Source organism: Intestinibaculum porci, assembly GCF_003925875.1.
GTDB classification, from domain to species: Bacteria; Bacillota_I; Bacilli_A; order Erysipelotrichales; family Coprobacillaceae; genus Intestinibaculum; species Intestinibaculum porci.
Genome location: NZ_AP019309.1, coordinates 1,626,676 through 1,648,429 on the forward strand (window position 1 = coordinate 1,626,676; position 21,754 = coordinate 1,648,429).

The following is a 21,754-nucleotide window of genomic DNA, read 5'->3' on the forward strand; positions in this document are numbered from 1 at the left end:
GCGCCCGTTAAAGCGTCCATGTATGCTTGTACATGATAAGTGCTATGCGTCAGCATAGAAGAAGGATGGTACCGCGGTCATTCGTTCCTTTTAGTCTTAGACTAGAAGGAACTTTTTTGTATAAGCAGACATGTTGGGGGAAGAGTTATCCAATTATAGGGGGAAAATATCACATATGAAACAATTACAAAAATTCAGTCGCTTTTTATCAAACTATACGGCCTGGGTTGTTATTGCGATTGCGGCCGTTACGTATTTCGTGCCACAGTTAATGGGCTGGGTGAACGCATCACTTTTCAGTGATTTCGTTCAAAACAAATTTACAACTCAGTCATTAATCATCGGTATCATCATGTTCTCTATGGGGTTAACATTAACATCTCATGATTTCAAAATCTTAGCAGAACGTCCATTTGATATTTGTATCGGGGCCGCTGCGCAGTATCTGATCATGCCATTTTCAGCATTCTTCTTAAGCAAGTTATTACATTTACCAAATGCATTAGCCTTAGGTTTAATCTTAGTTGGCTGCTGTCCAGGTGGTGTTTCAAGTAACGTTATGTCTTACTTATGTGGTGGAGACGTCGCTTTCTCAGTCGGAATGACGACTGCTTCTACTATTCTTTCACCAGTTATGACACCATTAATGGTTTCTTTACTAGCTGGCGGAGCTGTCGTTAATATCAAGGGTTTCCCAATGTTTGTCTCAATCATTGAAACTGTCTTATTACCAGTCGCTGTTGGTTTCTTCTTAAACTATAAATTAGGGGAAAATGAAACGTTTAAAGAATTCCAGAAATTAATGCCTGGTGTGGCCGTCATTGGTTTAGCCTGCGTTGTTGGTGGCGTTATGAGTTCACAGGGTGATAAGTTCTTTACTTCTGGTATCGTTGTCTTTGCAGCTGTCTTCCTTCATAACTTTGTTGGTTACTGCTTAGGCTATTTAGCTGGCATTTTAACAGGTATGAGTACACCAAAACGTCGTACAATTTCGATCGAAGTTGGGATGCAGAATGCCGGCTTAGCCACTAACTTAGCTACTTCTACAGCTCAGTTTGCAGCTTTACCACAGTCAGCCATCATCGCCGCTGTTTCTTGTGTATGGCATTCTATCTCTGGTACTTTAATTGCAGCCTTCTTCGCTCATCTTGATAAGAAAAAAGCAAAACAGGCCGTTAAAGAAACAGCAAAAGCCAATTCATAATAATATATTGAGATCCTTTCGAGGATCTTTTTTTTGATCTTAAAATTCATAATAATTTTTTTTGAAAAATATTTTAAATATATTGTATGCGATTACAATCAATGCTATAGTGTAAGTGAATCAAAAAAGATTAATATATTGGTTATCACCGTTTTCTCTTTTTTCGCGATCATCAAAGTGCAGCGACCATAAAAAAGCAGGAAAACGTATCAAAAACATTACGATTCTTACATTGATTCCATTATCTATGAAAACAAAGCTTTAAGTGGTATCAGTATCTTTGCAAAAAAGAATAGTACAGCGCAAAAGCGGAGTAAGATTGCCCAAAAGAAATACCAGGCTATGAAAGGTATAACGCTTTCTGATAGTCATGGGGAAGGTCTTGAAAAAGTGCTGCGTTTTTAAATTTTTTTCTTAATCACTTTAATATTGAATGTAAAAGATCGGGAGCTTTTACAAATATATGAGAGCGATCAACAGATCGCTTGGAAAGGATCATCTATGTTAAAAAAAATTTTCATCATTATGCCAGCTTTAGTGTTTTCTTTATGCGTAGGGAATGTCTATGCGCATTCTATTACTGGACGTTTAAATGCTAGTGCTACAAAATGTACAGTGAAACAGTCAGTAAGTGGTTCTGGTGTCATTACTACCCATATCAAATGTTACGAAGTATCAAAGGTAAGTCATTATTATTTATATAGGGATACATCTACAGTCTATAGCGGGGGTAGTAGAACTGAGATTTTTGATTCAGTTGATGGCTATAAATTTGTTTTAGAGCACAATGGTGTGAAAGGAACAGTATGGGTTACATTAGGCAGCTCAACTGTAGCTTCAGCTAGTATTTCTTATTAATATAATGGAATAAAGGTTAATATAATGAAATAAAGGCATTAAAAAACTCCCGGTAATGCCTTTTTTAAGGAGAATTTTATGAATACTTATCAATTTATTAAGAAAACATGTTTATGCTTCTTCATTTTGATTGTTGGGGGGGCTGCAGTAGTTCTCAAGTATCAAACGAAAAAAAGAAAGAGGAAAATAAAAACACGGCAATTGCAAATGTAACGACTGATCAGATTGCACAAAAAGAGTTATCTTATCATTTTGATACCGATGCGCAATGCGATCTTGGTGACTATACAGATTATGCTTATACTAAAAATGGTTATTACCACATGAAACTTTTAAATCAAGAAAATGACAACATGACTTATCAGCTTACATTTACAGATAAAAAATCAGGGAAAACAGTACCTGTTTGTACAAAAAGTAATTGTACCCATACAAGTGCAGATTGTGATGCTAACTTTGAAGAAGGTTATGACGGAGATCATGCTTCAGCTAATAAATCTTATTATATTGGTTATGGCTACTTTCAGTACTATAAAGGTTCTCTTTACTTACCAGTAAAGAAAGGTGATTATGTTTATTTGATGAAAGTAGGTGCCGATGGTTCAACGCGTAGTAATGTGATGAAATTATGCCGCTTTTTACAGATCACTAAGAAAAAAGGAGATGCTACGGAAACGGCAAGCTTTTATCCAATGTTACAGATTCATCGTGGCTATGTATATTTCACAAACGATGAAACGGGCGGGAAAACAGCTACATTATATCGTAAAAAGATGGGAGGAGATCAAATAGAAACAATCAAGCATTTAAAATCACATCAACCAATGATTTATCGCATTCATCCATATGGAAACTATGTCTTTTATATTGCGGGAACGATGGACTCTAAAGGTAATATGAAGTCTAATCTTTATGCCTACAATACCAAAAATAAGAAAATTTTTCTAGCAGGTAAAAATATTTCAGGTAACTATACAGTTTATAAAGGATCTATTTACTATACCAATGGTTTTAAAACGATGCGCATTTATCGTCTCTCTCTTGGCAGCTTTCAACCTACTTATATAACTAAGACTGCTATGAAAGAAGGGGAAAGTGTTCATCTATATGGCAATGGAAAAAAAGTGGTTGTCCAATTTGTCAATAATGATGGAAACTTGGATAAACAAATGATTTTAGAAAATACTAAAAAGGTGGCTACTTACAAAACTCCTAAAATAAAGCCTTATCAAAATTTATAAGAAAGGAGGATCCAGGGAGGTATCTCCCTGGTTAACTTTCTATGGAACTTCGAAAACATATTGGACATCGGCGCTTTCTCTTATTAGCGGCCTTCATGATCCTTTTATCAGGTGTTCTCTTTTTTCGTGATAATCGAAATGATGCCACTATAAAAAGACAAACAAAATGGGAAAAGCAAGAAGAAACTTATCAAAAACATTACGCATCTTACATCGCTTCCATTATCAATGAAAACAAAGCTTTAAGTGGTATCAGTATCTTTACGAAAAAGAATAGTACTGCGCAAGAAAGGAGTAAGATTGCCCGAAAGAAATATCAAGCTATGAAAGGAATCACCCTCTCTGATAGTTATGGGGAAGGTCTTGAAAAAGTACTTCGCTTTCAAAGTGTGCATGGTTTATTAATGATTGTTATGATTGTTTTAACCTTAGGTTTTCTTGATCATGATCATCAGTCTTTAGCTCTTATTGTAGCGAGCACCCCTAAAGGGAGAAGCATTTTAGCAATGAAAAGAATGGGTGTCCTCTTGATTGTGTCATTAGGTCTTCATATGATTGCTTATACGCTTTTATTAGGGGAGGGCATAGTAATGTTTGGAATGCCCCAATTTAACGTATCAGCCCAGTCTTTATCATATTTAAAAGATATGACTTTACCAATTTCACTAGGGGCATTTTATCTGCTCTATATAATGGTATCAAGCTTTTGTATGGCTTTACTTTCATTAGTATTTTGGGACTGCTTAATAGCCTTTCATACAAGATCACTCGGATTAGGATTATTTTTAGGATTATCGATTCTTGAAGTGCTCTTACAAAGTCATCTGATTGCCCAAAGCCCGATCGCCTTTTTGAAATACAATAACATTTACTATCTACTGATGCCGATTGAAATTATGCGCTCATTTCTTACTTATACATGTTTGAAACAGATGGTTAATGGACAACACGTATTTGTGATTGTGATGCTTACAATAGCGGTTTTATTGATCATCTTCACAGTTTTAGATCATCAATATCATCGCGTGCTTTCGCAAAGTCATACATACAAATTGAAAAAGTTAATTCAAAAAGTAACGATAAGGGTGCGTTCACGAATGTCCTTACATAAGACATTTTTCCAGGAATGCTACAAAATTGTGATCTGTGAAAGAGGATTACTCTATATCATTTGTTTTGGTATCTTATTAGTAAGTTTACAGGATACAACACCCTATTTGGCTAATGATACGATGAATACCTATCAAACGCTTTATGCCAAGTATGGCGGGGCATACGATGGACGGATTATGAAAGAGTACATTATTCCCACGCATAAGAAGTATCAAAAAAGAAAGCGAAGCTACGAGAAAATTTCTGCTTTGTATGACAAAGGGAAAGTGACTCTTGATCGTTTGAGTGGTGAAGAAACGTTACTCATTGCGGCAAAACATGAGGAAGATATCGCTTCGACGATCGAAGCACAAATAAAAGATATCCAGAAACTTTCACAAAAAGGCATTAAAGCAAACCTGATTGATCAAAAAGGATGGACGATTTTACTTTCTAAAGATGGTCATTATCCTGGTGAAGGCTACTACAGTGCTGAAGCGGAAGGGATGATCACCATCGCCTTGATGTGCTTTCTCTTAAGCAGCCTCTGGTATTACGATCGTAAAAATCGTATGAATTTGATCATTCGAACAACGCCGCAGGGACGTGATTCCCTTTATTACATGCGTCTAAAAATCATGGCCTTATTGGCGCTTTTAGCGGTGTTATCCTGCGAAGGCATGGACTTTTATGTGCTTGCGAAAACCTATCCTTTAACATCATGGAATGCCCCTGTACGCAGTTTATTATTCTTAAATGATTTACCAGTCAATATGCCGATTTGGTGTTTCTTAATTATTTTAACGCTTTTAAGAATGTTCTCGCTGTTTTCGTTATGTATGCTCATGAACTGCCTCTTTATGTTTGCTGGCGGTTTAAAAGGGGCCTTTATAAGTGTTGGTGTCTTAGTTATTCCACAAGTGCTTTCTTCCCTTGGGTTATCATTTTTTCACTATCTGTCCGCCGTGCAGCTCATCACCATCATGCGAATGGGACAGGAGTTAGGCTTTGCCTTCACAGCGCTGATTTTATTAGTTTTATATGGCAGCGCAGCGATCGCCATTTATTTTTCAAAACAATTGTGGAACGGAAAGAAGGGAAAGATTGTATGGAGCTAATCATTAAGAATTTAACGAAAAAATATGGTTCATTTATCGCATTAAATCATGTCAATATGACGTTTACACCTGGTGTTTATGGGATCTTAGGCGCCAATGGCGCCGGCAAGTCCACGCTTATGAATCTGATTACTGATAATTTAAAAAGAAGCAGCGGGGAGATTCTTTACAATGGTGAGGATATTTTAAAGCAAGGCGCCCGCTATCGTAAAAAATTAGGCTATATGCCCCAGCAGCAGGGCTTTTATGAAGATTTTACAGCCTTACAGTTTCTTTATTATATCGGTGAGCTCAAAGGTTTAAATCGCGCTATTCGTCACGATCAGGCTGAAGAACTGCTTGAACAGGTTCATCTTTATGATGTGCGCCATGAAAAACTGAAATCTTTTTCTGGCGGAATGCGTCAGCGTGTCTTATTAGCCCAGGCCTTATTAGGGAATCCGCAAATCATTATTTTAGATGAACCATCAGCCGGTCTTGATCCGCGCGAAAGGGTCCATATTCGTAATATGATTGCCTCGTTAGGCAGACAAAAGATCGTTTTGATTTCCACGCATATCGTCTCCGATGTCGAATGCATCGCTGATTCCATTATCTTAATGAAGCAAGGGCAGGTCATTGCCCAGGATACACCTGAAGCACTTATTCATTCCATTACGCATCATGTCGAAGAATTTCCCTGCACAAAGCGTAGCGTTTCTGCTTTGCAGAAGAAATATCCAGAAGGCATTTTAGTGCAGCGATCAGATGGCTTGCATTACCGAATTGTAACGCAGGAACCGATTACTGGTGGTCTTATGATTCCAGCGGATCACTTAAACTTAGAAGATGTTTATATGTATTATGTGAAATGAGGAGCAATCCTCATTTTTTAGAATGCATTGTCATTGACATAATATATCTAATTAGATAAATTTGGATGTGAAAGAGGTGAGTGAATTGAAAGATGAAATGATTCTTATAGCTCTGCACAAAATTGTGAAAGATTTAGACCATGAAACCATGCAGATTGCTGGTCACTATGGACTCTCTTTTCCACAGTTCATGGTATTAGAAGCACTGATGCATAAAGATGAAATGTGTATTGGAGACATTAAAGATACAATTTTAAGCAGCAATGGGACGATTCCGGTGATTATTCAAAACCTAGAGAAACAGGGATTACTAAAAAGACGCAAAGATCTCAATGATCGCCGGAAAAGCATGATCTCTTTAACGGCGCAAGGCCGTCAGATCATTGAAAAGATTGTTCCTGAAAATACGAATATGTATCGTGCACGTTTTCAGATCTGGTCAGAAGAAGAAAAACGTACGCTTATTCACTTACTCAATCGCTATCGTCAATTAATAGAAACAGGAGATGAATAAAAATGTTAAGACAAGTTGAAAATAAGGTCCAGGGCTTTCGCACACAGGATGGTGCGGGCGTGAAGTTAGTGCGGGTATTAGGTAATGGCACCACTGATGCCTACGATCCCTTTTTAATGTTAGATGCATTTGATTCCACCGATCCGCAAGATTATATCAAAGGCTTTCCGATGCATCCGCATCGGGGCATTGAAACCTTTACATTCCTTTCAAAAGGGACCATTGTTCATGAAGATCATTTAGGGACAAAAGCGACCATTCATGATGGTGAAGCGCAGTGGTTAACCGCTGGATCAGGCGCTTTCCATTCAGAAATGCCTCAGGTATCAGAAAGAATGTTAGGCTTACAGCTGTGGCTCAATATGCCAGCGCAAAGCAAAATGGCGGCTGCACCATTTTATCATGGTGTGGTCAATAGTGAAATTCAGGAATTTCCTTTTGCCGGCGGGAAACTGCGTTTGTTAGCAGGTCATTATCAGGGACATAGCGGTATTCAAGGGCAGTATTTGCCATTAGATTATTATGATATTCTCTTAGATCCGCATGGATCCATCACTTTAGAAGTACCAGGAGAAAATAAATCGGCAATGATCTTCACTTTAGAAGGTGAGGCCATCGTCAGCGGGACACATGTAAATGAAAAGACAGCAGCAAAATTAGGAAATGGTGATCAAGTGACCATTGAAGCAGGTAATGAACCAATTGAAATCATCTTTATGTGCTCAGAGCGTTTACAGGAGCCCGTTGCATGGTATGGACCGATTGTCATGAATTCAAGAGATGAACTCTTAACAGCTTATCAGGAATTAGAAGACGGGACCTTCATCAAGCAAAACGCTGTGTATGAAAACAAAGAATAAAAAGAGGTAAGGGAAATGGAAAAAAATCGTATTGAAGCATTTAGCGATGGTGTTTTGGCGATCATTATCACCATCATGGTCTTAGAATTAAAACAGCCAGCTGGCGATGGAATCAGCGACTTTCTAAAACTCGGTCATGTTTTATTAGCCTATATCATCAGTTATTTCTTTATCGCCATTTACTGGGTCAATCATCATCTGATTTTTCATCAGGCCAAAAGGATCAATGTGAAAATATTGTGGTGCAATATTGCCTGGCTATTTGTCATGTCATTTATTCCTTTTGCGACAGCATGGATCGGTTCTTATCCGCAATCCTGGGCCCCTTTAACATTTTATTTTGCGGTGCTGGCTTTAGCCTGCATCACCTTTCATCTGATGTATTATCTGATTGCCTGTGAAAATGGTCATGAGCTCTTTAAAATGGGGCCTAAAAATATAGCTAGTCTGATTATTTATAGCGGAGCTGCCATCATTGGTGGCACATATCCACTTATAGCTTATGTTTTAGTGGCAGCGATCAGTGCCTGGTGGATTGTGCCCACAAAGAAAAAAGCATAAAAGCATACACATAACTTAGGTTATGTGTTTTTTATATTGTAACATTTTACATATTTTTCATAAAAATAGTGTACTCATGTGATATACTAAATAAAGAAAAGGGGGAGATCTTTATGCATGCCTTTATCACATGGCTAAACGCTTATCCATACAATAATTTTCCGGACTATACGCAAAGTTTATTATTTGCAGGACTAGTTGTCTGGATATTTTTCAGACAGGAAAAAACATCTGTCAAAGTGAAAAACTTTCTATTATCATTTTTACTTTCTTTCAATACCGCTAATATTTTTGCGGCACTGATTAATTCATTGATCAATAGTTCTTTTCCTAATAAAGGGTTAAGCAGTTTCTTTGTGGCAGACTTTGCCTTACTTCTTACGGTTATTCCTATCGGTGAACTGTTTCGCAATGTTGTAGGGAAGGGAAAAACCGTTTTTCTCTTTATCTATGCGCAGTTTTTTGTCTCTAACTGTTTAGGAATGATCATTGCATATACTGTTTTTCAGCGTTTTCTTATAACTATTATTCTTAGTATCGCGATTCTCTTAGGTTTCCGCCAGGAAATTCGCTACATGGCTCAAGAAAAGACAATGTTAAGTACTGATCGTCGTTTTATCTTTTCAACCGTTTTCTTTATGGCTCTGATGACAGCGGAAGCGGAAATGCCGCGCATTGTTTTAGATGGCAGTAAAGATGGTGCCGTTAACAGCTTAGCTATTGGGGTTTCAATTGTCGGGATCTTTCTTACTGTTATGTACAACGTCATTATGAAGTTTAGTTTTTATAGTATCTCAACTTATGAAACCTATTTACGGGAACATTACAATGATGTCATAACCCCCGCGAAAAACCTATCTTATTTATCAGATCATGCAGTAGAACTTGTAGAATATTATGAAAGGAAAGGGGTCCAAGCGGTTGTCTTCTATACAGATATCCAAAATTTCCGTGATATTAATATTCTTCATGGTTATGAAGCTGGCAGTCATGTTCTAAAACTGATTGCTGAAAAGCTAATGGCAGCTTTTCCTGATGGCATTATTATCCGGATGTCTTCTGATCACTTTGCCGGAATTGTTCCTTTAGACGGAGCGATTGAGCACTTCGATCAGATTCGTAAAGACGTAGAAGATCTCAGTCTGGATGAAACACTTTTATTAAACATTGGTGTTTATCAGTTAAGTCATAACTTTACCACTGATCCTAGCAAATATCTTATGCGCAGTATCGACTTAGCAGCTACAGCAATGCGCCATATTCCCCAAGGATCTAAAGAGCATATCCAAATGTTTAATGAAGATCTCGAAAAAGCAGAGAAGATTCGTACGCATGTTTTATCATCCGTTGATCAGGCAGTGACGGAAGGCTGGCATGATGTTTATTATCAGCCATTAATTGATATAAAGAGTGGAAAACTTGCAGAATTTGAAGCTCTTTCCCGCTGGATTGATCCGATCTATGGCTTTTTGACACCAGATCAGTTTATTGTCCCCTTAGAAGATAGTCGTCTGGTTTATAAAATGGACTTGAATGTCTTAAGATCTTTTGCAAAGGATGCACAAGTGCAGTTATCACAGGGCCAGAAAGTCTATCCTATCAGTTTCAACATCTCCCGTACTGATTTAGAAGCCTCCATCAACATCTATGAAGAGATTGAAAAGATCGTCCATGATTATCATCTTTCAAAAGATCTCGTCCATATTGAAATCACTGAAAGTGCCTTAAATGATAGTTCAGAAAAGATGAAAGAAGCACTGCATCATTTCCATGAATTAGGTTATGAAGTCTGGATGGATGATTTTGGTTCTGGCTATTCTTCTTTAAATGTCTTAAAAGACTATCATTTTGATGTCTTAAAAATTGATATGGTTTTCCTCCGCCACTTTGACGAGCGTTCACAAACGATTATTGCATCGATTTGTGAAATGGCCAGTCATTTAGGTATCCGTACCGTCGCAGAAGGGGTGGAAACACAGCAGCAGTTTGATTTCTTAAAGAAGGTAGGCTGTACATATGCCCAAGGCTATTTGTTTAGTAAACCATTACCTTTTGATGAAACAACTATAAAAATGCAATCGCTTATGTAGGAAGCTTTCTTTCGAAAGCTTCTTTTTAAATAGAAAATACTTTATATTGCAAGTTGGATAATTCACTTTATAATGAATACAAATGAGAACTTTATAAATATGTTTTCATGAATGATTTTGGGAAATGGAATGAGGGAAAAGAAGATGTTAAAAAAGAAGAAAAGAATTGACGAATTCGATATTGCGAAGGGGATCGCTATTATTGCGATGATGATTGGACATTTAGGCATGAAGCATATCAATATGATTGTCTATGCCTTTCATATGCCATTATTTTTTATTCTAAGCGGTTATTTTTTATCGGCAAAAGATTCTTTTATACATTTTATAAAGAAGAAATTTATTGGACTGATCATACCTTATTATATATGTGCAGGGATGATCTGCCTCACCTCTGTCATAAGTAATCGTTTTGTAAACATGTTACATACGACTTTTCAAACGCACGATATCACCACTTGGATCACGGCAATGTTTATGGGGCCGGCTCGCAGCACTTATTATCACATGGGCTTATTCCCATTGGCGGCATCTGGTTTCTCCAGGCTCTTTTTATCGCCTCAATACTGGTGAAATTACTGGATATCTTTATTGATCGTCACTATGAATATGTCAAAGCGATGATTGTCCTATTATTAGCAGTCACATCCTACATAAGTGCAAAATACATCTGGTTGCCACTTAATATTCAGACAGGATTTTAGGAAGTGATTCATTATAAGGCATAGAAGAGGGAATCTCACAAATAATCTTCATTCAATTAAAGAGTCTTTTGATCAATTCAGGATTTATGGATTTGATGAATGCATTGGATTCTATTGATGCCAGCGAGTATGATGTTATTCGAAAACGAGAACTCGCTGAATCAGAAAGACTGATGAGATTAGACATTGACAATCAAAAAACTGCTGAACGTGAAAAAAAAGAAAGCAGTCGTTCAAAGCCGTCCATCAGACAAAGATGAACTTATAAAACTATCGGTCCAAAGAATTATGAGTGTTACTAAGCAGTTTAAGGTTAAAGATATTATCGAAACAGCCAAGAACCTATATGATCAAGGTTCATATAGCATTGTTGATAATAAGGAGTTTACGCGAGATGTAATGAAAAAATGGAAGGGAAAAAAGTGTACCACAAAAAGAAGCCAGATAAAATTTCAGATGATGCATTAACTCAATTCTTAGATAACAATAGACAATCCTAATTTAAAAGCTCCATCGAACAGGAGCTTTTAAATTTAGCTATCTCATTAACGATAATATTATTATGAAATGCATTAAAATGATAGATTCAAAGTATCTATTAATGATGATACTATCATAGAATACAGTCTATTAACGATGATATTATCATGAATTATAGCAAAATAGACATATGTGACATGCTCATTAACGATTATATTATATGAAATGATGGAAAAATACGTTTTACATTAACAAAATAAGCTCTCATTAACAATGGTATTATCATCCAACAATATGATAAATTATGATAAAATTTAATAGATATTTTAGTTCGTATAATGTATATTATGTAATTTTTAAGCAAAATGAGGGGACTTTAAGTACGCCATTTTTGTTAATTGAAAACACTATCGCGAACAGGACAATTTAATGCGAATAAATCAATGTTTTTTGAGAATTGTGTTAAAACACTACCGCGAACAGCAGTTTTTATAATGCAGAAAAACGATGATTTTGTTAAAACATAATCGCGAACAGCATACATTTTTTAAAAACACTATCGAGAACAGTAGCCAGTTTTTGAAAACATTATCGCGAACAGTAGCTGATTTTTGAAAACACTATCGAGAACAGTAAGCTTATTTCATTAAATAATGGCTATAAAATGGTCTCTATTATGCTAAAAAAGTCTCCAGCTTTGTGCTAGAGACTTAATTGGTATCTTGTGTGTTGTTGTCTAAAAACTGCATCATAACGTCCTTTGACATGCGATCTGGTTTCTTTTTTGCTCTGATCTTTTTTCCTGATAAAACTTTCATTACATCTCTGGTGAACTGCTTTTCATCAGTAACTGAATAATTGCCAGTTTCATAGAGCTCTTTAGATACATCGATAATACTGTTCACTTTGAAATCATCTGATACGGCGGTAATCTTAGCGACTGCTGATTTGATCAGCATATCCTTATCAGATGGCTTATTTTTGATTTTCGATATCGTACGTTCATGTTCGATGTCAGACTGCTTGCTGATGTCTTTTTTCATCAGCTTACTGGCTTCTTCAATCTCAGCTAAACGTGTCCGGTCATAGTCTGAGGCACCAATATTATCAATCGTTTTCATCAGATTCGGATAATACTTTTTTGCAACTTTTCTAACGAAGGATTCATTAATCTTTGTCTTGCGATCAGTGATCAGTGCTTCATGCTGAAGTGCTGAATATAATCCAATAATCAGATCGATGATTCCATGTGTACAGTCCATGAATGCCTTGAGCAAATCTGGCGTTAAATCTTCTTTAGTGATTTTTACGTCAGTCCATTGATAATCGATGAGTGCATTGAGTATGCGCATAAATGTCGAATGATTGGAACAGTATGAGTCAGCATAAATAGTTTTACCAAGTCGGCGATTCTGATGGATCTGATCTTCAAAAATCAGACGATAGGCAATTTCAGTTCCGATGACACCAATACTGACGCCGGTACTGTTCATGATTGTAGTAATGGCCTGAAAAGATTCTGTTTTAACATTAACCCTTTCATGATTGTTATTCTTTGAAGTTAAAAACATTTGAATTTCATCAAATATTATTAATCCAATGTTAAAACGTTCAATAATATTAATGACAATATTAAGTTTTTCGCCTAAGCTGCGCACTTGATCGATTCGCTTCTGAAAAGCCGGATAAGTGTAACCAATAGCAGTATCAACAGCTTTTCCAATATTCGAATAAAAGGCTGACATATTGCCGTTAGGAGGACACTGGACAATCAGATAAAGAATCTGATAAATTTCGCCTCCCCCTTTCAATCTATGGATAACCACCTGTTTATAATGCGACATGATAATTGACAGTGCTAAGCTTTTTCCAGTCCCGCCATATCCTTCAACATTAAAGGAACCATAACTTTCAAGATGAAGAGGATCCTTATACATCTTCACAGGTGAATTATTATTGAAATCAGCATTGGTTGTTTTGTTGATACTTGATCCGTCGAAAGAAACTCTTCTGTTTCGATATCCTTTAATGAGGGCCTGGTAAATAGCCCTGTCAAGATTTTCATGAAACGGCAGCATAATACGAAACTGCTCTCTAAGCATAACAATATTCTCAAGCTTCTCAGAAAGTGACATACCCCCTAATTCTTCCTCATTATATGAATAGACAGGCTGGGTAAAGTCTGTTTCAAGATCTTTTAATGATCGCGGAAGCGGAATGGATTCGATATAAGGATTGTGGCTGTCACTATTTGATGCGACGTATTCAGCATAAACCACCTGCTCATCTTTTGAGTACTGTTCATAAAGATTATGGCCTTCTGTGAGGGTTTTGTAGTGAATATCAAACATAGAATTCTCACAGATAGATCGTGTAAAGAAATTCACTCCGTTTAATCCTTTTTCCATTGGCTGCATCCTCCTCATTAATCAAGAATAAAATCTTTTTCTTCATCACTCATATGGTCGGAAATTTCGTCCCATGATGGCCATGATCTGTCTTTCTGATTTCTTTCAATCATTGCTTTTTCTTTTGTCTTCATCTCGCTGTTTAATGCCTTATGCATTGCGTTTTCTGATTTAATTAGGTTCTTTACTGCAATTCTGTTTTCGCTCATATTTTGAATATTGGCATAGGTATCGCGTTTATTTTCAGTCAGAACGCTTTTGACGAGAATTCTGTTTGCTACATCAATAGCAATATTCTGCTCTCTTGCATGGGCTTCTAATTCTTTTTGAATTTTTCTGTACTTCATATAAATTTCGTATGGCATATCTTTAAAGTCCATATTATAAGTCTTTTTAGGATTGAGAGTCATGAGCCTGAGCTTATTATCTTTAATGTAGTAGAGATGAGAAACATCACGGCGATCCATACGAACCTCCATCTTATGATGACTTCCCTTCCAGCGAAGATCATCAATGTCAGTATCATTATACTGATACCATAATTCTTCCCATCTGACACCATTTTTGCTGATGTAGCAGGTTGTAGGCGTCATAAGCGAATACATGAACGCATTTTTATTACCGATAGGATGGACGGTATGGTATTTGCTATTATAGTAGTTCCAAAGATTGATTGGTGAACATAAAATCTTTTGACTGAGCATTTCTTTTGAACGCTTGAAATTTTCGATTTCCGACATATTATAGGCAAGCACATTTGAGATGCAGATTTTCATAATATCATAGTAATCAAGAACTGCTTTTTCATGATGATTGGAATCATGAAGTTTGCTAATGAGTCCATATTCTGCAAGGATATCTTTCCAAATGGCACCAAAGAGACTGAACTGCTTTTCAACTGTTCCCTTGCGGCTGGCGGTTCTTGCTGGGGTTGGAATAAGATTTATGCTGTTCTCCTGACAAATGCGAGCAAACTCTTTTGACATATATTCAGAGCCACGATCGACTCTAATCGCATTAACACGATTTCCAGAAGGCCAGGCTTCTGGCTTAATTTCAACGCCATATTTTTTACAGAATTCCACATGGTCTTCAGCTAAATTCATCAGGCAATGAGTAGCACCAACAACTGAGTTGTTATCAAGGGAAACAGAAATAGCCATTACAAGTTTGCTCTGAACGTCGATAATGACATGCAGAATAAATCTGCCAATAGCTAACGATGGATCAAAATAGGAAACTGCTGACAAATCCATTTCCTGCTCATCCATTTCAACAACTGTAGTTGGTCCATGAATATCAAACAGAAAATCAGAATCATTTAAGGAATTATTTCCTTCTGATACGTCTTTTCGCTTTGCCCTTATTAATGATTTTTCTTCTTCCGTAATAACTTTGTTAAGTCGATATCGAAACTGATTTATGGAAGGAATTTCTGATGCTGGCAAAAGCGCCGGCATCGTTGAGCCATCTTCTTCACGAATATATTCAGTATAATATTTTCCCAGCATATCCTTATAGCATGATGATACTGATGAGAAAATGTTAGACTTATATTTCTTTATATAGCTATCTATGTTTTTTATATCATTGTCAGTCAGATTTACCAAAAGTTGAGTATTTTGGTTTTCTCCCAACTTTGCTGTGATAGACTCTATGTGAAAGATCGTGTGATAAGATTCGTTGGTCATAAAGCGCATTTGTATCAAAACCAGACTGCAGAAAGCGCCTATATATTCTCCAAATTTTGGTCTTGCCGATACCATACTTAGTCATCTGCGCTTGTGTAAAATGAGTGCCTGCCTGGGTTTTCAGCTTAATATAATCATTTTTAAAATATTTCTGCATCTCAATTGCAATTTTCATATTTAAATCATGTGCCTCACGGATTTTAAAATCGATTTTATCTTCATCAACGATCAGATCTTCATGCTGCAGAATTTGAATTTCAGAACGGTCCAAAAGCTTATTTAAATAGTCTTTGCTGATTGCTTTAATATTAATGGAATTAATGTTCATCTGAACCAGCTGTACTTCATCATCAATCAAAGAAACAATTCTGTATGATACACCAGTGTTGGAGAATGCAATTACATCGCCGATCTTGAAATCAGGCACTGTTTTATTATCTTCGTTTTCCGTAAGCCCTTTAGAGAGCAGTTTATCAATCATTGAGTTGGCCATTATTTTTTCATCTCCTTCAGAAAAGCGGCAAATTCATCTTTTAAAGCAGGGGTTTTGTAAATAAGCTGATCGAGATCTAACAATCTATCCATAAGATTGACTTCAATCATGTGATGTGTGATTTTGTACTGTATAAATGAGTAAAGGTCGTGAATCTGATCAATATCAGCTATATAGAATGCATTTCTTAAATTTGCCACATAAGTTTGCATTGGTTCAAGATCTTCTCTTGTGATGATGATGAACTGTATTCCTTTTTGATTCCAGTATGTTTTTTCAATAAAAAGATTCTTACTGATGGATACATTACTAAGATAACTGCTGTCATACTTGACTGAGTATACTTTTTCGCTTCCGTCCTTAAAGTCAACAAGCAAATCAGAAGTCATAACTGTTTCTTGATGTCCTTTTGGACTATTTTTTCTTGGATGATCAATGCCATACTTTTCGCAAATTTTCTTTGTTATTTCAATATCAAGAGGAAATTGCTCTCTAATATCGGTTACTGATTGGTCATATCGTAAAATGTACCATGCCATAGTTTCTCCAACACTAAGAAGATGTACATCGCGCTTATTGTATGGATCGATAATAACTGTAGCACCACCTTGATTACTGTTAAACTCCTGTGCCCTAATCCATGGGCGATATTCAGCACCAGTTCCTTCCCCTCTATGTTCCTTTTTCTTTGTTTCATCTGAAACTGTTCGACCATAGAAGTAATTTCTCTTTTTCTGTTTCATTTTCTTATTATCCTTTTCATATACATATTTTTAAATGGACGACACTTTGAGCAACTGCATGTAGCATAATTTAATGTGCCGAAACACTTTAAAGTTGATGCTCCGCATGGATAAATTACTTTTAGCAAATCATTGTTTTGTTCGATAACAGTACCATATAGACCAAAATCTGACCCCGGCGCAATGATTTTGCTGTCCGTTTTGATAAATTCCTCGGAACTGGCAATAAAATGATCATAGTTTCCAAACAGTAATCTAATAAGACTAATAACATCAGTGATCTGCTCTGCTGTTTCAAAAGGAACATCCATATAGTTTGTAAAATAGGCATCCGGGTATTTTAATGAAGTAAAACGATCCATTCCTTTTTTTCGAAGATAATCGACAAACTGATTATAGCCATTTCCTTTATAGTGATATTCTTCAAGTACTTCACAGTATTTATTATAAAGAAGATGTTTGATGGAGCGAAAATCAAATGTATACACAGATGAATATATATCAGCAAGAAGTTTACTGAGTTCGATATCAGGTTCATCAGTGAAGCCGTGATGTTCAATCAACATTCCATTTGCTGATAGATCAACTGATTTAAGAGGTCTTGAACATTCCAAACAGCAGCTTATGCCAGGTATCTGATTTACTGTTTTGAAATATCCTGAATCACAATGATCACAGTATTTTAATGATGCATCATTAGCTGTAATTCCTGTTTCCCAATGGTTTTTATGAGAATATGCAAGAGATAAATAATACTGCAACTGAGCTTCACCAACGAAATGCTTATAAAAGTCATATAATGTTGCCGATTTTATTAAAGAAGTGGTGTTTAATTTAAGGTCTGGCACGCAAGAAGCAAGCGTTCCAATCATCATTGTAATTGAGTTGATCTTGTTGATAGACAGCTTACATTCAGCATTCATAAGATCCGCAAGAAAATCTTCGAGATGAGTGTAAGCATTAAGCCAGGACATCCTAATCAGCCATCCTAGAAAGTATTCGTCATGAAACGGTTTTGTGATATTATGTATCATACTTTTCACCTCACCTTCATTTAATCTGATATTCTAAAAAAGTGAAGATTTTAAGTGATTATGCGTAATATTTACGCAAGAAATGATTATTTAAATTGTGAAATGTAAATTATACTTACCTTTAAACATATCATACTCCATTTTTTAGCATATTCAACAGAAAACGCTATCATAGAGAAAATTTTTGATCTTTTATTATATTAAAATTCACATATTATGATACTGAAAGGAGTCGATTGACTATTTAGCGGTTCCACCCTTGATACTATTGCACCAGGGAAGGAAAAAGACGTTACTGTCGGTTATGGCACAAATAAATTAGGTACCTTTGAACTTCATTTTAAGCCAGCTCTCTCTTTTAAAAAAGAAGCAATCTACAAAGTAAAAGTTGACAAATAACGAATTGAGCTGTCCTTGTGGCTGCTTTTTGTTATTCCATAAAAAAACGGGAACACAGTTCCCGATTATGATTCAATCTTTTTAAGATCCTTTGTTGTTTCTACGGCAATTCTCATCACTTCCGACAAATCGCACTGATAGATTTCACACATATGATAGGCATCGATTAGAGACACCGTAATTGTGCCACTTTCGATCTGCGAGAGCCAGTTTCTTGTTTTGCCAAAAGCTTCAGCAGCGTCTAGCTGTTTGACTTTAGCAAGACGACGCCTTCTTCCCAGCTCAAGTCCAAGACAACGCTTATCTATGTCAGTTAATTTATACTCCATAACAATCACCTTCCTTTACATGATACCTGAGAATTTTTCAAAAAGCGTTTTAAATTTATCGATAATTCTAAGTTTCTTTTTTGCTCTTCCGCCGCCAAAACGGCTCATTGGAGGCATACAGTCATCAATGGCAGTACCGCCAGTCTTAAGCTCTCCCTGATTAAATGACTTGTCAAGAAGTGATCTTGTTTTATCTTCCTTAAGTTTTTCATCAGCGATCAGCTGACTTACTTCATCATCATATTTTTCTTTGACAAATGACTGCCATTCGTCTGTAACTTTCTTATCCTCATCAGAAGGCATAAGATTAACTCTTGCCAGGAATGCAGCGATCAGTTCCTTTTTGCTCCTGAGCTGAACAGATGAATCGACAGCTTTTAAAATATTAGCAGTTGCTTCGTCATCAAGGCAGTTGTCATTATGATACTTTTGGACAAGATTAAGAATATAGTCAATGTTAACCTCAATTTGTTTGACTAGTTCAATTTCAAAAATCACGTCATCTTCAATATCTGCTTTATCCGTTTTACGTCTGTATTTTTTATAAAGATCAAGATAGCGCGACTGAAAATCCTGCATCTGTCTGTCAGTAAGAAGCTTATCATTTTCAAACTGATCAAATGAGTTCAGAATATTCATTACCCTCAAAATGCTGCCAAATATAGCAATAAATTCCTTTTCCTGCTTTTCACCAAATGGCTCAGTATCTGGCGGATATTTTGAAAGCAGCTCATTAATAAGCTCGTTGTATCCCTTGTGGTGTCTGCCATCTTTCTCCTCATAACCATCATAATATGATTTGTAATCCTTCAGCAGCACGATGCTTCCTGCATCCTTATCACCAAATAGTGATATAGCATCTTCAACCTCCTGCGAAAGGTTTCTGAAGCAGACAATATTACCGAATGTCTTAACACTGTTTAGGATTCTGTTCGTACGGGAGAATGCCTGAATCAGGCCATGCATCTTTAAATTCTTGTCACACCATAAAGTAGATAATGTAGTTGCATCAAATCCAGTAAGGAACATGTTGACTACGATAAGAATATCAATCTCACGGTTTTTCATTCTCATAGAAATATCCTTATAGTAAGCTTCAAAATCACCGCTTACTGCAAAATTGGAATGAAACTGCTGATCATAATCACTCATGGCTATAAATAGCACTTCCTTGCCTGTTGCATCAAGCATGGATGTATCAAAGTTTTCCTCTTCAAGAATACCGTCTGCCTGTTCCTCATTGGCGGCATAGCTAAAAATCGTAGCAATTTTTAAGCCAGCGTTTCTTTCATCAATCTGTTTTCTAAATTCCGAATAGTAGCGTACAGCTGCCGGAATAGACTGACAGGCGAAAATACTGTTAAATCCGCTGACTTTCTTCCCTTTGTAAGAATAGAACGTATTTCTCTTTGTTTTCTGATCATAGTGATCAAGCGTATAAGAGACAATCTGTGAGATGCGCTTCATAGAAAGCATTGCACTTTCGCTGTTAATGGCCTCAACATTCACATCGCTTTCGTCCTTCATCTTCATGGTGTTGATATAATCAATTCTGAATGGAAGAACATTGCCGTCATTAATGGCATTAACAATTGTATAGGTATGAAGGCGATCACCAAACAGCTGAGGCGTAGTCGCATAAGCAGGATCATTATTCTTGTTGGCATTAGGAGCAAAAATAGGTGTCCCGGTAAAGCCAAAGAGATAATACTTCTTAAAGAATTTGGTAATCTGATGATGCATTTCACCGAACTGAGAGCGATGACACTCATCAAAAATAATAACAATACGTTTATTAGAGATCGGATGCCCCTGATTTCGTTTAACAAAAGTAGACAGCTTCTGAATGGTCGTTACAATGATTCTGTATTCATGCGGATTGCCCTTTTCGTCAAGATCAGAAAGCTGACGTTCCAGTATTTTTGTTGATGTATTGCCATTAGCTGCTCCTTTTTCGAAACGGTCATATTCACGCATTGTCTGATAATCAAGATCCTTTCTGTCAACCACAAACAGGACCTTATCAATATAGTCAAGCTGTGAAGCTAGAATAGCTGTCTTAAAGGAAGTCAGGGTCTTCCCTGTTCCAGTTGAATGCCATATGTAGCCGCCTGCGCCAATTGTGCCTTCTCGGTGATAGTTCGTAGCCAGATTAATACGATTGAGAATGCGTTCGGTAGCCGTAATCTGATATGGACGCATAACAAGAAGAAGATCCTCAGATGTCAGTACACAGTATCTTGTCAGAATATTAAGAATGCTATGTCTGGCAAAGAACGTCTTTGTGAAATCAATGAGATCAGTGATGATATGGTTATTGGCATCTGCCCAGTAAGAAGTAAATTCAAATGAATTAGAAGTCTTTTTCTTCGATCCTTTTTTGTTCTTCATTTCCGCAATGTGGGAGTTTCTGGTCGTGTTTGAATAGTACTTTGTATGCGTACCGTTGCTGATCACGAAGATCTGCACATACTCAAAAAGGCCATGAGAAGACCAGAATGATTCACGCTGATAGCGATCGATCTGGTTAAAAGCTTCCTTTAATGCAATGCCTCTTCTTTTCAGCTCGATGTGAATAAGAGGCAGCCCATTCACAAGAATCGTTACATCATAACGGTTATCATGCAGACCATCATTATTGACATACTGATTAATTACCTGAAGATAATTTTTGTGGATATTTTTCTTATTGATGATAGTAATGTTTTTAGTGCTTCCATCATCTCGTTTAAGCACCTGCACATTATTCTGCTGAATGATTCTCGTTTTTTCGACAATGCCCTCATTGGTGTTTGCTAAAACATCATTGAAGAATCTATCCCACTCATTGTCACTAAATTGAAAGTCATTCAGCTTTTCAATCTGTGTGCGAAGATTATCAATAAGCTCTGATTCAGAGTGTATTGGCAAGTAAGAATACCCCTGCCTTCCCAGCAGTTCAATGAATTCCTTTTCAAGTTCAGCTTCTGACTGATACTTTGAAGATTCAAACTGCTCAGGGGTATACTCGCTTACAACGGTAGAATCGTCAGAGCTTGCTACAACGTTGTATGCTGTCATATTATCTATCCCTTTCTGATT

At 36.6% G+C, this 21,754-nt stretch carries 19 protein-coding genes and 1 other annotated feature (1 of these 20 cut by a window edge); of the genes, 12 read left to right on the forward strand and 7 right to left on the reverse strand.

All coding sequences use genetic code 11. From position 1 onward, the window contains the following. Nucleotides 1-92 (forward strand) — a binding site (T-box leader); it begins 135 nt to the left of the window's first position. A gap of 83 nt (nt 93-175) precedes the next feature. From SG0102_RS07840 to SG0102_RS15355, 12 genes are all read left to right on the forward strand, one after another. After that, nucleotides 176-1,204, forward strand: coding sequence for a bile acid:sodium symporter family protein (locus tag SG0102_RS07840; RefSeq protein ID WP_125119427.1), 1,029 nt, complete (start codon nt 176-178; stop codon nt 1,202-1,204). Between the two features lie 525 nt (nt 1,205-1,729). Beyond that, on the forward strand, nt 1,730-2,062 hold the full coding sequence (locus tag SG0102_RS07845; RefSeq protein ID WP_148668842.1) for a hypothetical protein: 333 nt from the start codon (nt 1,730-1,732) through the stop codon (nt 2,060-2,062). Between the two features lie 107 nt (nt 2,063-2,169). Next, nucleotides 2,170-3,303: a hypothetical protein gene (locus tag SG0102_RS07850; RefSeq protein WP_148668843.1), complete on the forward strand. Its 1,134-nt coding sequence runs from the start codon at nt 2,170-2,172 to the stop codon at nt 3,301-3,303. Between the two features lie 41 nt (nt 3,304-3,344). Continuing rightward, nucleotides 3,345-5,513 (forward strand): hypothetical protein, encoded by a 2,169-nt coding sequence (locus SG0102_RS07855; protein ID WP_125119430.1) that lies wholly within the window; start codon nt 3,345-3,347, stop codon nt 5,511-5,513. Beyond that, a complete protein-coding gene (locus SG0102_RS07860) occupies nt 5,504-6,367 on the forward strand; it encodes an ABC transporter ATP-binding protein (RefSeq protein ID WP_125119431.1) in 864 nt (287 codons plus the stop codon). The genes SG0102_RS07855 and SG0102_RS07860 overlap by 10 nt, the downstream gene beginning before the upstream one ends. A gap of 76 nt (nt 6,368-6,443) precedes the next feature. Next, complete coding sequence (locus SG0102_RS07865) at nt 6,444-6,881, forward strand: MarR family winged helix-turn-helix transcriptional regulator (protein ID WP_197715027.1); 438 nt, start codon at nt 6,444-6,446, stop codon at nt 6,879-6,881. A gap of 2 nt (nt 6,882-6,883) precedes the next feature. Then, nucleotides 6,884-7,741: a pirin family protein gene (locus SG0102_RS07870; protein ID WP_125119432.1), complete on the forward strand. Its 858-nt coding sequence runs from the start codon at nt 6,884-6,886 to the stop codon at nt 7,739-7,741. A 15-nt stretch (nt 7,742-7,756) separates the two neighbouring features. Beyond that, a complete protein-coding gene (locus tag SG0102_RS07875) occupies nt 7,757-8,302 on the forward strand; it encodes a TMEM175 family protein (RefSeq protein WP_125119433.1) in 546 nt (181 codons plus the stop codon). Nucleotides 8,303-8,415: 113 nt separating this feature from the next. Further along, on the forward strand, nt 8,416-10,392 hold the full coding sequence (locus SG0102_RS07880) for a GGDEF domain-containing phosphodiesterase (protein ID WP_125119434.1): 1,977 nt from the start codon (nt 8,416-8,418) through the stop codon (nt 10,390-10,392). Nucleotides 10,393-10,536: 144 nt separating this feature from the next. Next, on the forward strand, nt 10,537-10,965 hold the full coding sequence (locus tag SG0102_RS07885) for an acyltransferase family protein (protein WP_157982998.1): 429 nt from the start codon (nt 10,537-10,539) through the stop codon (nt 10,963-10,965). Further along, complete coding sequence (locus SG0102_RS15845; RefSeq protein ID WP_269461191.1) at nt 10,962-11,096, forward strand: hypothetical protein; 135 nt, start codon at nt 10,962-10,964, stop codon at nt 11,094-11,096. The genes SG0102_RS07885 and SG0102_RS15845 overlap by 4 nt, the downstream gene beginning before the upstream one ends. A 95-nt stretch (nt 11,097-11,191) precedes the next feature. Further along, a complete protein-coding gene (locus tag SG0102_RS15355; protein ID WP_157982999.1) occupies nt 11,192-11,356 on the forward strand; it encodes a hypothetical protein in 165 nt (54 codons plus the stop codon). A 930-nt stretch (nt 11,357-12,286) separates the two neighbouring features. Here the strand turns inward: SG0102_RS15355 and SG0102_RS07895 are convergent. The 7 genes from SG0102_RS07895 to SG0102_RS07920 form a co-directional block, all read right to left on the reverse strand. Beyond that, nucleotides 12,287-13,984, reverse strand: a complete 1,698-nt coding sequence (locus SG0102_RS07895) for a TniB family NTP-binding protein (RefSeq protein WP_157983000.1) — start codon at nt 13,982-13,984, stop codon at nt 12,287-12,289. A 17-nt stretch (nt 13,985-14,001) separates the two neighbouring features. Next, nucleotides 14,002-15,495, reverse strand: a complete 1,494-nt coding sequence (locus tag SG0102_RS07900; RefSeq protein WP_157983001.1) for an integrase catalytic domain-containing protein — start codon at nt 15,493-15,495, stop codon at nt 14,002-14,004. Between the two features lie 82 nt (nt 15,496-15,577). Further along, nucleotides 15,578-16,168 (reverse strand): hypothetical protein, encoded by a 591-nt coding sequence (locus tag SG0102_RS15360; RefSeq protein WP_157983002.1) that lies wholly within the window; start codon nt 16,166-16,168, stop codon nt 15,578-15,580. Then, on the reverse strand, nt 16,168-16,911 hold the full coding sequence (locus SG0102_RS07905) for a TnsA endonuclease N-terminal domain-containing protein (RefSeq protein ID WP_125119439.1): 744 nt from the start codon (nt 16,909-16,911) through the stop codon (nt 16,168-16,170). The genes SG0102_RS15360 and SG0102_RS07905 overlap by 1 nt, the downstream gene beginning before the upstream one ends. After that, a complete protein-coding gene (locus tag SG0102_RS07910) occupies nt 16,908-17,945 on the reverse strand; it encodes a hypothetical protein (RefSeq protein ID WP_125119440.1) in 1,038 nt (345 codons plus the stop codon). The genes SG0102_RS07905 and SG0102_RS07910 overlap by 4 nt, the downstream gene beginning before the upstream one ends. A gap of 464 nt (nt 17,946-18,409) precedes the next feature. Next, the gene (locus tag SG0102_RS07915) at nt 18,410-18,673 is read right to left on the reverse strand and encodes a helix-turn-helix domain-containing protein (RefSeq protein ID WP_125119441.1); all 264 of its coding nucleotides are present in this window, start codon (nt 18,671-18,673) and stop codon (nt 18,410-18,412) included. A gap of 15 nt (nt 18,674-18,688) precedes the next feature. Then, nucleotides 18,689-21,733, reverse strand: a complete 3,045-nt coding sequence (locus SG0102_RS07920; protein ID WP_125119442.1) for a type I restriction endonuclease subunit R — start codon at nt 21,731-21,733, stop codon at nt 18,689-18,691. Nucleotides 21,734-21,754 lie beyond the last annotated feature (21 nt).

Excerpts from the sequence above, each read along its gene's own strand:
- SG0102_RS07840 (WP_125119427.1), top strand. The coding sequence starts at position 176 with ATGAAACAATTACAAAAATTCAGTCGCTTTTTATCAAACTATACGGCC.
- SG0102_RS07845 (WP_148668842.1), top strand. The coding sequence starts at position 1,730 with ATGCCAGCTTTAGTGTTTTCTTTATGCGTAGGGAATGTCTATGCGCAT.
- SG0102_RS07850 (WP_148668843.1), top strand. The coding sequence starts at position 2,170 with ATGTTTATGCTTCTTCATTTTGATTGTTGGGGGGGCTGCAGTAGTTCT.
- SG0102_RS07855 (WP_125119430.1), top strand. The coding sequence starts at position 3,345 with ATGGAACTTCGAAAACATATTGGACATCGGCGCTTTCTCTTATTAGCG.
- SG0102_RS07860 (WP_125119431.1), top strand. The coding sequence starts at position 5,504 with ATGGAGCTAATCATTAAGAATTTAACGAAAAAATATGGTTCATTTATC.
- SG0102_RS07870 (WP_125119432.1), top strand. The coding sequence starts at position 6,884 with ATGTTAAGACAAGTTGAAAATAAGGTCCAGGGCTTTCGCACACAGGAT.
- SG0102_RS07875 (WP_125119433.1), top strand. The coding sequence starts at position 7,757 with ATGGAAAAAAATCGTATTGAAGCATTTAGCGATGGTGTTTTGGCGATC.
- SG0102_RS07880 (WP_125119434.1), top strand. The coding sequence starts at position 8,416 with ATGCATGCCTTTATCACATGGCTAAACGCTTATCCATACAATAATTTT.
- SG0102_RS07885 (WP_157982998.1), top strand. The coding sequence starts at position 10,537 with ATGTTAAAAAAGAAGAAAAGAATTGACGAATTCGATATTGCGAAGGGG.
- SG0102_RS15355 (WP_157982999.1), top strand. The coding sequence starts at position 11,192 with ATGAATGCATTGGATTCTATTGATGCCAGCGAGTATGATGTTATTCGA.
- SG0102_RS07895 (WP_157983000.1), bottom strand. The coding sequence starts at position 13,984 with ATGGAAAAAGGATTAAACGGAGTGAATTTCTTTACACGATCTATCTGT.
- SG0102_RS07900 (WP_157983001.1), bottom strand. The coding sequence starts at position 15,495 with ATGCTGGGAAAATATTATACTGAATATATTCGTGAAGAAGATGGCTCA.
- SG0102_RS15360 (WP_157983002.1), bottom strand. The coding sequence starts at position 16,168 with ATGGCCAACTCAATGATTGATAAACTGCTCTCTAAAGGGCTTACGGAA.
- SG0102_RS07905 (WP_125119439.1), bottom strand. The coding sequence starts at position 16,911 with ATGAAACAGAAAAAGAGAAATTACTTCTATGGTCGAACAGTTTCAGAT.
- SG0102_RS07910 (WP_125119440.1), bottom strand. The coding sequence starts at position 17,945 with ATGATACATAATATCACAAAACCGTTTCATGACGAATACTTTCTAGGA.
- SG0102_RS07915 (WP_125119441.1), bottom strand. The coding sequence starts at position 18,673 with ATGGAGTATAAATTAACTGACATAGATAAGCGTTGTCTTGGACTTGAG.
- SG0102_RS07920 (WP_125119442.1), bottom strand. The coding sequence starts at position 21,733 with ATGACAGCATACAACGTTGTAGCAAGCTCTGACGATTCTACCGTTGTA.